This window comes from Sulfitobacter sp. UBA4523 (assembly GCF_002388305.1).
In the GTDB taxonomy this organism is placed as follows: domain Bacteria; phylum Pseudomonadota; class Alphaproteobacteria; order Rhodobacterales; family Rhodobacteraceae; genus Sulfitobacter; species Sulfitobacter pontiacus.
In genome coordinates this window covers 1-10479 of the sequence record NZ_DGMH01000045.1, presented here as the reverse complement: position 1 = coordinate 10479, position 10479 = coordinate 1, and the positions used below count along the sequence as shown (strand labels likewise).

Sequence of the window (10479 nt, the reverse complement as noted above, 5' to 3'; positions counted from 1 at the left end):
TTGTCAATCCCCATCGACACGCCGGTTTCATGGTGATCCAGATGCGCGCGCTGTGTCGTTTCGCGCAGCTGCGACAGGCCGAAGGATAGCCCGAGCGTCGGCGTCAACCGATGTTGGTACGAGACAGAGGCCCGCATCCGGTGCCCGTCCCGAAACGGGCTTTGGTCATAGGTCTGCCGATCAAACCGCAGCGCACCCGACACCAGATCACGCGGACGCAGCTGATAGGCTCCGCGCAGCTCCGCCCCCCACCGTCGTCGCACGATGTCTGAATCAGAAAAGCTCAGCTCGGCAATCGGCCCGAAAGAGAACCGCCCCCGCTGCCCGCCTCGAATGACATCGAACCGTGCAACGGCCGTGGTTTCCGTGTTCAGCGCGGAATCGTAGAATTTCGCATCCAGACTGGCGGTGCCCACGCCGGACCATCTTTCATTCCACTGCCAGCGCCGCCATGCGGTGCCGCCAATTGCCAGCCCCACCCCGGAAGACGCGCGCGACGCAGGGTTCAACGTGAACGGCACCCCGCCAATCAGGATTTCCTGCTCGGCACTGCCGCGGGTCTGGTTCGACGACGGCAACAGCGCGAACCGCAGGGCAAAGCCGCCGGGCTTGCGCGAGCTATTGTTCAGGATAAAGGTCTGCAATCCGGCGCGCAGCTGTTCGTCGGCGGTTTCCGCGACCAACCGTTCCGCATGATAGCGCGCCGCGGTCACATCACCGCGATAGGCCAGCAGCAGGGTCAGCTCTCGTCTTGCCGGTTCATAATCGGGCGCGATGCGTACCAGATCGCGAAACAGATCAACCGCCGCCGCAGGCTGGTTCTGACGCATCAGGATTTGACCTTCCAGATAGGCCTGATGCAGCGGCCCGTTCGGATCCCCCTTGACCAACTGCGCCAGACTGGCCCGCGCGGCGTCATAGTTTCCCTGTTCCAGATAATCCTGTGGTGTCGCGGCCTGCGCCTGTCCGGGCGATTGGCACGCCAAAAGAACGCCCATCAGGGCGGCAAAAAGAAGATGTTTCATGGATTAACCCTCAAGCAGTTAAATCGGCGTGAAACCTGAACTCTGCACTGCGTCTCCCACATGAAATAATGGGGAGACGCAGGCATGGCTTGAGGTCATGCCCACGCCCAGAGAAGCGGGACCCGTAATTTGATCGACGCTTCTCTATCCCGTTGTCGTCGACCTTAGTCGACTTTGTCGGCCGAGAAGTAGCCGTTCCCGTTCAGCGACCCGTCGTCAGCGCCGATACCAAATGTCAGCGCACCGGCAACCTGTTCGGCGTTTGGCCCATAGAACGCACCGGAGTACGTCCCTTCGGCGCTATTGACGTCGATATCGCTGATGAAGTCCGCATCTGCCGTCAATGTCCCGGCAAAACCGTTGTTATCGAACGTGGTTTTATCCATCGCGATGGTCCCTTCAACGGCATCACGTTCACCGTCTTCGGGGTCTTCGATGGTGGTGTTCCCGATGGTGCCCCAGATCTCGCCCGCGCCAAAGTCTGCCGTCATCGCAATTTCGCTGCGCACCTTGTACCGGCTTAGGCTGTTCGATTCGAAGCCGCTGTTTGGCACAACATTGATCCGCGACCGGCCCGTATATTCGGCTTTTGGCAGATCCTTCAGATCTTCATCCGCCGTCTCTGTGCCAAAGATCGCAAAGGTATTGTCACCCGACACATGACCTTCGGCGTTCTCTGAAGTCCGGAAAATGCTTACCACCTGGGCAAAGCCATTGCCCGCCGTCAGCAGTTCTTCGACCGGACCATTAAAGTTATAGACCCCGGCGAATTTGCCATCCACCTCGACCTCGTAGCCGTCACCTTCGCCATTCACGTCGGCAGGGGTGAACGCCAGCTCTTCGCCGTCGATGGTCACGGTCAGCGCGCCGTCATCATTGCGCTTGATCGACGCGGTGACATCAGTCGTCGTGCTGGTTTCCCCGGTGTGATAGTTCAGGTTCTGCAAGGCGACGCCCACGGCGCGCGCGGTCAGTGTCTTGCCTGACGCGATCGCAGCACCGGCATCGACCGGATCACCGTCCTCGTCTGTTGCAAAGGTCCGTTTGGCCTGCGCCTCTTCGGTGATGTCTGTTACATCAATCACCTTGTCGACCCCGTTCGACGACCCGCAGGCCGCGACGCTCAGCGCCAGCGCGGTCGTTGTCATCAATTGCATGTAAAGTTTCATTTCAATGCCCTTTCTAAATAGCCCCAAGCGGGCGGGTGCCTGCCGAAATCGCAGCAGGTTAAGAAAGGTTAAAAATCGACCGTAAACGTACCGTAAATTTTTGCGCGGCGCTCCGTGAAAAAATCGTGAAAAAAGAACGCATCAGGCGGTTTTTCATCGCTAAAAGCTCAGAGGAGCCTAACCTATAGTTGCGACAGATATGCCAGCGCCTGTTTGCTTGGCATAAAGAAGTAGCCCCCCGCCACCGTTCGGGTGAAATCCACCGGCGCAGGCTGTGCGACCCCCTCCCCTTCCGCGCGCGACATCGGGCACATATCCAGCGCCAGCGAGTCCTCCGACCCCGGAATAATGAACGTATCACCCTTCTGTTTCGGCGTGATCAAAGGGTCCGGCCCATGCCGCCCGCCGTGGAACCCGTCTGCGTTGATCCAGGTCTGCTGCACGAACTCGAACTGCCGTTCGATATTGGCGTTAAAGCACATAAAGAAGGTGCCTTCCTCTTGCTCAACCGGCGGTACGGTCTCGGTATCGCGCCGCACCCAGCCCGCGTCGATCAAGCCTGCGTCCTGCGGCGTGTCAAACGCGCTGCTATAGGTCCGGCCCCGCCGCAACAGCCGATGGCGGTTGTTGATCTGCAAAGTGATCTCGTGACCGGGGCGGAAACTGTCGCGCGGGTTGGCGCGGCGGATATGCGACCCGATCGGGCAATACAGCCCCAAGGGGTCGTCCTCACCGTGGCGGAAATCATTGTCGGGGATCACCGGACGCAGCAGATCGCGCGGTATGCCAAGGGGGCCGACCTCATGCTCCAGCTCTGACAAGGCATCGTTGAACGCGGCCCAGCCCTGCGTCGTCCAGATCGTCTCATCCATGCTCAGCCCGCCATGCACGCCCAAACGGCCGCTTCCCCTTGGCGTGCGTGTCCGGTCAAGGAACTGCTGCAGCGCAACAAGATGGCCGTCGGTTGCAGGGCGCTGTTCCGTCGCGGCCTGCAATGCCTTGAGGCGCAGCCCGACATAGCGACGCACGACCGCGTGATAGCGCGCGCGGTTGCGCAGGCTGCGCGACACCGACGGGTTGCGCGCCAGTGAACTGCCGTCCGCCCACCGACCAATGATCTTGGCGGTGATCCATTGCTCCATCCAGATTTGCCGTGCATCCGGCCCCATAGGCACATCGCCATAGGGCGATTGATCCATCTGCCCGCGCTGCATATCCCCCAGCACGATATCCTTGTCGCCGGGCATGTGGTCGCCCTGCCGGATCCTGATGTCGGCCTGCATATCCTCGCGGATCGCATCCGCGATGCCCTTTTGCGGCAGATGTCGCGCCTCAAGCCCGCGCGCCTTGGCCGCCACAAACTCCTTCAGAGCCTTGTCATTGTGCAAGATCTGCCGCACCGCCAGAAAGCTCCCGCCGCGGCCAAAATCACGCTGGTCCCCCAGATGCAGCCGCCCAAAGCGCGGCACCAGATCCGTCACCGGCCGCTCGACCGCCGACAGCCCCTGCGCCGCCGGCGTATCGGCGGGCACGGTGATCGCCAGCGGCAGGTAGCCCCGGGAATCGGGATACCCCAGGATGAACTCCCCCGCGCCGACCACATCATCCGGCGCGGCCTTACCTTTGGCAAAGGCCTGGGTATGGCGCATGATCGGCTGCGAGATACCGTCACGCGTGCCGAACCCGTCGCTATGGGCCAAGCCACGGCGTTGCAGATCCGCCCGCACGATGCTGTCCACCGCGATGCCATATTGCTCGAACATCACGGTCAGCGTGTCGTCGGTTGCCGCCTGCTCCGAAGGATCGCGGGCATAGGACAGCAGCAAAGCGTGCGCGGCGCCGTCGCTCCATCGCCAGCGGGCGGGATCGGCGGGCGTGCCCGCATCGCCCAACACCCGCGCCCGTGCCGCCATGCCGCTGGCAAAGGCATGGGGCAACGTCGCGCGTCCGTCGTGGGGCGTGTCGGGAAACCCCAGCAGCGACAGCCCGCCAGAGGAAAGAGCAATGAAATGCGCCGGATAATCGGGATAGGCGTCGCCAAAGCTCAGCCGCGCATCCCAGGGCGCACCGGGGGTTTCGGCATTGCGCGCCTCTTGCAGCAACTGCGCGATCAGGCGTTTGCCCCCCTGCCCCGTGTCAAAGCGCAGCACCCGCGCCGTCATCAACGGATGCCGCCCCAGCCCGTTGAACAGCAAGGTCTGCACCTGGTCCGTCTCGATCGCATCGGCGGGGCGCGGCGCGGTGTAGAACAAGGTGGCCCACGCGCGATATTCGTCATGGGTCAGCGCCCGCGCCAGCCCGTCGCGCACCAGCGCATTGGTGCGGATCATCCCAGTGGTCAGCTGCGGAAAGCGGCTGTACCAGACCTGCGTCTGCACCTGCTGGCGCCGCACCCAGCGTTTGAACCTGTCGCCGTCCTGCGCCCCATCCAGAAAAAACCACCGGCTGCGCGGAAACCCCACGCAGTTATTCCACGCCATCGTCTGCCCACGGTGCACCTTGGTGATGAAATCCTCTAGGTAGCTTTCCCAGCTGCCGTCGTAATTGCCCTGAAAGATCAGCTTTTGACTGCCTTTGGGGCAGTACCAGCGCGCATAATGGATGGTGGCGAAATCGGTGACAAAGCCGGGGCGGAACCACAGGATTTTCATATATTTGATGATGTGGAACGCCAGCGCCGTGGTCAGCCGCCGCAGCAGGCCGGGCTTCAAGGCACTGACCGAGGTGATGTGGTTCTGCGCATAGCCGGGCAGATCCTCCATCGCTTGCACGGCGGCGACGTGATCATGGGGCGCATAGCGGTCATCCGGCGTCTCGCGCGTCTCGACCCGCCGCAACCACGCCAGCACCCCGCCCGCCACCGTGAGCGCCAGCAACAGCGGCACCATCCACAGCGAGACATAGACATCCGCCGCCTGCAACAGACTGACAAGACCAAAGGCGACCAGCCCCACAGGCAGCACCAGCGCCAGCAGCGCAAAGACCGCCAAGGGCTTCAGCCCCAGCCCCGCATATTTCGCGATAAACCCCGAGAAGGGGAAATCCTTGTGCCGCGAGAAGCGCGGATAGCGATGGGACGGGCGGTACAGCAGCGCCGCTTTCGCAGGGTCCTCCTGCATCTGTTTGCGGATATCGGCCACCAGATCGGCAGGGTCCGTAGTGCCCTCGGCTGCGCGCTGTCGCACCTGCGCCTCGGCCCAGTCATACAGCTTTTTCTCCGCCTCGATCTGGCGCACGGGCATATGTTCGGTGCCGTTGAAGTTCACCCCGATGGTGCCCCAGGGCTTGGTATCGGGGTGCAGCAGATGCGCGCGCACCGTCGCGATAAACCCGCCCTGCGCATCTTTCAGAAACGGCAACACTGTCGAACAGGGCGCGTCGATCTGTTGCGCCAGCCGCGCCAGCGCGTCCCGCGGCATGCCATCGGTGTTGAACTCTGCCAGCAGATGCGTGGGCCGCGCATCAAGCCGCGTCTCGGCCCCCAGATTGACCAGATTGAGGCTTGCGAAATGCACGATCCCCGTGCCCTCAAGCCCCTGCTTCAAATCCGATGTCTCCTCCTGCAACCCCGCCAGGACCGCGCGCAGCGCCTCTATATCCACCCCCTCTTTCAAGAGCACTGGTGCCACGATCGTCGACTGTGCCGCGTGGCCTTCCACCATGTCGAACCGCATCCGCAAGCGGCCCAGATAGGGGCCATAGAACTTTGGCCGCTCGGGCAGAAAGGCGATGCCAGGGCGCGACAGGATGATCTGGAATGCCTCGGTGATGATCTCATGCGCCATCTCGTGCCCCAGACAGTGATGCATCCCCAAACCAAAGGACAGATCCGGCAGCGCGGTGCCGTCCTTGGCCAGGAACCCCTCTCCCGGCATGAAGCGGTTAGGGTGTTTCACCACCCGCGGATCATGCAGAGCTTGCGCTGTTGCCAGAATGACCACGGCACCGGGTTTGATCCGCCGCAGCGCCTCGGGCAGGCCGTGGGTATCGCCGGCCTCTTTGCGCAGGCGGAACTGGCCGGGAAAAAGCGACGGGTTAAAGCGGGCGATCTCGAACAATATGTCGCGCAGGGCTAGGCGGGCCTGCGGATCGTCGGGGGTGGCTTCGGCCCGCGCGGCACAGCGCAGCGCCTGATGGAACTGGTCCGGCTTGCGGCGCATCTGATCGAGTATCTTGCCCGCCGCAAGTGCTGTGGTGGGCACAAAGCCGGTGATCACCCCGAACAGGATCACCCGCACGGTGTCTTTGTCCGACTGTTCCCAAACCGGTCCGCCATCGCCCTGCCGCGCGACCTGATCCATCAACCCTTGCAAGAACCCCGCCTGTGCGGGGTCCGCCCGTTCGTCGGCGGACAGCTTGGCATAGGCGTCGATGCTGGCATCCAGCAGATCGCAGATGCGCTTGGCCCCGATCATCGCCTGCCGACGCACCGCAGGCGTGCCCGAGGGGTCGGCAAAGATCAGCGAGGAACAGGCCGCCGAAAACGCGGCAAAGTTTTCCGCGCTCGGTGCCGCGATGCCAAAGGTCTTCAGACAGGCCTCTGCCGTAACGCGCATAAAGACATCGCGGGCCATGTCGATCTGCCCGCCGCTATCCTCCAGCAAGGCTTCGGTCACGCGGCGCACCACAGGGCGCACATGGGTCACCGGATCAATCGCCGCCCAAGGATCGCGCAAAATCGCCATCTGCGCGGCATGGGTCTGTGCATCATCGCCCAAGGCAAAAACCGGCGGGCCTGCCATCTCTTCCATCTCGGGGCCAAAGGGCACGCCGAAAACATCGGGCCGATGCAATGCCGCCACGATATCGGCGTGGCGCGTGACAAAGTGATACGGCCCCAAACGCACCACCGGCGCAATCCGCTGCATCAGGCGCAGCCCGCCATGTTTCATCAGCCCTTGCGTGATCCGGCTCCGCAGCTGTGCGACCCAACTGCCGTTCAGCGCATCAAGCGTGAAATGCCGCGTTCCCAGATCAGAGGGATGCGCCCGCTCCTCCGCCTGCGCTTGCCGGATACCAGCGTAGTTGTCTGCATATTTCGTCATGCGTCGGATGCCTTCTGCAAAGGCCCCTCGGGGGGTCACCAGCCGGCGCGCCGTACCTAGAACATCTCTTCAATCATACGCGCGTTCAGCGACCGGTCCGAAAAGGGAAGCCAGTTGATATAGCTGCGGTTGAAACGGGGCTCGAACTCGTACAGGTCGCGCTTGGCACGCGCCACGGCGTCGGGGCGGCCCATGCGGTGCAGCGCCAGGACCTTGACCATATGGGCGTACCAATAGGCGGGGCGCAGCAACAAGGCGTGATCCGCGTGCTGCAATGCGGCCGACAGATCCCCGGCCAGCAACGCGGCAAGCGCTGTCTCCCCCTCGAAACAAAAGCGCTGCGGGTGGTGGGGCGACAGGCGGATCGCATGTTCCAGCGCCTCCAGCGCCGCCAGGGGGTTGCCATCATAGGCCAGATTTGTGCCGCGCTGGTCATGGGCAAAGGCCAGCGAGGGGCACAGCCGGATCGCCTCGTCCGTGTAATGCACAGCGGCCGTCTTGTTGCCCAGCCAACATTCCGCACAGCCCGCGATCCAATAGCCCCGCCCGTCCGACACATCCAGCTTGATCGCCTTTTGCGCCTGTCGCCGCGCCAGCTTGATGTCACGTGGATCGGCGCGGCAGGTCCAGACCCGCCACAGCGTGGTCAGCGCAAGATAGACATGCGCCTCTATATGACCGGGGTTGCGCGCGATGATATCCTCGAAGATCGCCTGCGCCTTCTCGAAATCCTCGGGGGTGAGGCGGTTGATATGCCAGCGCCCCTGCCACACCAGCGCCTCGTCGCTCTGCGCGGGCCGCGACTGGGACCGCTGTTCGTAGGATTGCGCCAAGGCACAGCTGAAATTCCCCGCCACCTCGATCGCCATATCCCGCGCGACGGCGGCAAACCCCGCCCCGATATCGGCAGCATCGGCCAGCGGCGCGGTAAACTGCGCACGTTTCACCGATTGCCCCGTGGTCAGATGCGTCAGCTCCACCATCAAGACCAACCGCCCGCTGCTCTGGCGCAACTGGCCGGTCACCACGTAATTCGCCGTCGCAGGCCGCGCGGCACCGGCGGCGCTGCGCCCACTGTGCACGGCCCAATCCATAAGGCTGATCCAACGATGCCGCGCCAGCTGGTCCAACACCTGCTCTGCCAGTTCTTGCGCCTGAGGGGTCAGCGGCTCGGCACTGGCAAAGGGCATGAGCGTCACGCAGGGCACATCCAGCGGCGGGGCGAAGTCAACCTCTGATGGGTCGGGACCGCCCTGCGACGTCTCTAGCTGGCGGGACCAGAAGGCGCGTTGCTCGCGCAGCCAGTTGTCGAATTCGGGGTCCCTGATATCAAGCCCTTCAAGGAACTCCGCCTGCCCCGGCAACCGCTGCGCCACTGACGGAAGCTCAAGCGCATCTACCGCGACCTCGCTCAGCGACAGCGTGACCGTGGTGCGATCCGCTTGCAGCACATCGCCCATCGGGGCAAGCGCACGGCGCAGGGCAGACAGCGTCTGGCGCAGGCTCGCCGCACCCTCACGCTCTCCGCGTTCGCTCCATAGCTTGTATTGCAACCAACGTCTTTCGCGCCTGCCACCGGGGGCGACCGCCAACATCGCCAGCACAGCGCGCGCCTTCTTCGAGGTGATGGTGACACGTGACCCATCGGTGCGCCGCAAATCGAACGGCCCGATGACATTTAGCTGCAATCCTAGAGTTTTATGAGAACCATCCGCCAAAACTACCCACCACTTTCGTCATGGTTGAGTGTGCGGGATACGTTTCCATCCGTCAATTTTTTTCACCGCCGATGTTTCCCTAACGGCATTGCAAAACCCGCCCCGGCGTGCTGCATCTTCGGCAATCGAAAATACCAGATGACATGGACGGAGCCCGACCAATGACCCAGAACGCCCCCCTCAAACGCCGGACCGGCGGACAGGTCCTTGTGGACCAGCTTTTGATCCACGGGGCCGACACCGCCTATTGCGTGCCCGGTGAAAGCTACCTCGAGGTGCTGGACGCGCTGCATGACGTGCAAGACCGGTTCACGCTGATCAACGCCCGCCACGAGGCCGGTGCGGCGAATATGGCCGAAACCTACGGCAAACTGCACGGCACCCCCGGCATCTGCATGGTCACCCGCGGCCCCGGTGCCTGCCACGCCGCCATTGGCGTGCATATCGCGCAACAAGATAGCACGCCGATGATCCTGCTGGTGGGCCAGATCGCCCGCGACACCACCGACCGCGAAGCGTTTCAGGAAGTCGACTACCGCGCCATGTTCGGCCCTATCGCCAAATGGGCGACCCAGATCGACGATGCGTCGCGGGTGCCTGAATATATGGCCCGCGCCTTCCGCGTCGCCACCTCTGGCCGGCCCGGTCCGGTTGTCATTGCCCTGCCCGAAGACATGCTGACCGATATCGTCGAAGTCGCCGATGCGCGGCCCTATAGCGCCACGCAGGCCCAACTTTCGACAGCAAATGTAGACGCGCTGAAGGACGAGATCGCACAGGCCAAACGCCCGCTGATGCTGCTTGGCGGCTCCGGCTGGACCGAGGATGCCGCCGCCGCGATCACCCGCTTTGCCGAGACCAACAACATCCCCGTCGCCACCTCCTTCCGGCGACAGGATATCGTGCATAACCTGTCGCCCGTCTTTGCGGGCGATTTCGGCACCTCCACCGCGCCGACGCTTTTTGCCCACCAGAAAGACGCGGACCTGCTGATCGTCATCGGGGCCCGCTTGGGCGAGATGACGACCAAGACCTACACCACGCTGCAATCGCCCAACCCCGATACCCGTCTGGTGCACCTGCACCCTGACGCGGACGAGATCGGCCGCGTCTATTCCCCCGACCTCGGCTTTGCCGCCTCCCCCGCCGCCGCGGCATCGGCGCTTGGTGACATTGATCTGGGCCGCGCCGACGATTGGCAAGATTGGTGCGCAAAGCTGCATGGGGATTACCTGACCGACACCGACAGTCCCAATGGCGCGGAATGGGAGCTCGACATGGGCGTCGCCCTTTGCCAGATCCGCGATAGCCTACCGCAAGATACAATCGTGACACTGGACGCGGGCAACCACACAGGCTGGGCACAACGCTATCTGCGTTTTGGCCGCCCGGGGCGCATCGTCGGGTCGACCTGCGGCGCGATGGGGTATTCCGTTCCGGCGGGCGTCTCTGCGGCGCTGGCGCATAAGGATCAACTGGTGCTGTCATTCGTCGGCGATGGCGGCTTCATGATGAGCGGGCA

General features: G+C 63.2%; 5 protein-coding genes. 1 reads left to right on the top strand and 4 read right to left on the bottom strand.

What is annotated here, in order from left to right; genetic code table 11:
* From B3849_RS10805 to B3849_RS10790, 4 genes are all read right to left on the bottom strand, one after another.
* Positions 1–1025 (bottom strand): tetratricopeptide repeat protein (locus B3849_RS10805; RefSeq protein WP_286780118.1); only part of this gene is annotated, 1025 nt, incomplete at its 3' end.
* A gap of 164 nt (positions 1026–1189) precedes the next feature.
* A complete protein-coding gene (locus B3849_RS10800) occupies positions 1190–2182 on the bottom strand; it encodes a transferrin-binding protein-like solute binding protein (protein ID WP_278425760.1) in 993 nt (330 codons plus the stop codon).
* 194 nt (positions 2183–2376) lie between these two features.
* Positions 2377–7239, bottom strand: coding sequence for a cytochrome P450 (locus B3849_RS10795; protein ID WP_278425761.1), 4863 nt, complete (start codon positions 7237–7239; stop codon positions 2377–2379).
* A gap of 56 nt (positions 7240–7295) precedes the next feature.
* On the bottom strand, positions 7296–8927 hold the full coding sequence (locus B3849_RS10790; protein WP_286780117.1) for a hypothetical protein: 1632 nt from the start codon (positions 8925–8927) through the stop codon (positions 7296–7298).
* Positions 8928–9118: 191 nt separating this feature from the next.
* Here B3849_RS10790 and B3849_RS10785 point away from each other — a divergent pair.
* A partial coding sequence (locus B3849_RS10785; protein ID WP_286780116.1) for a thiamine pyrophosphate-binding protein occupies positions 9119–10479 on the top strand: 1361 nt, incomplete at its 3' end.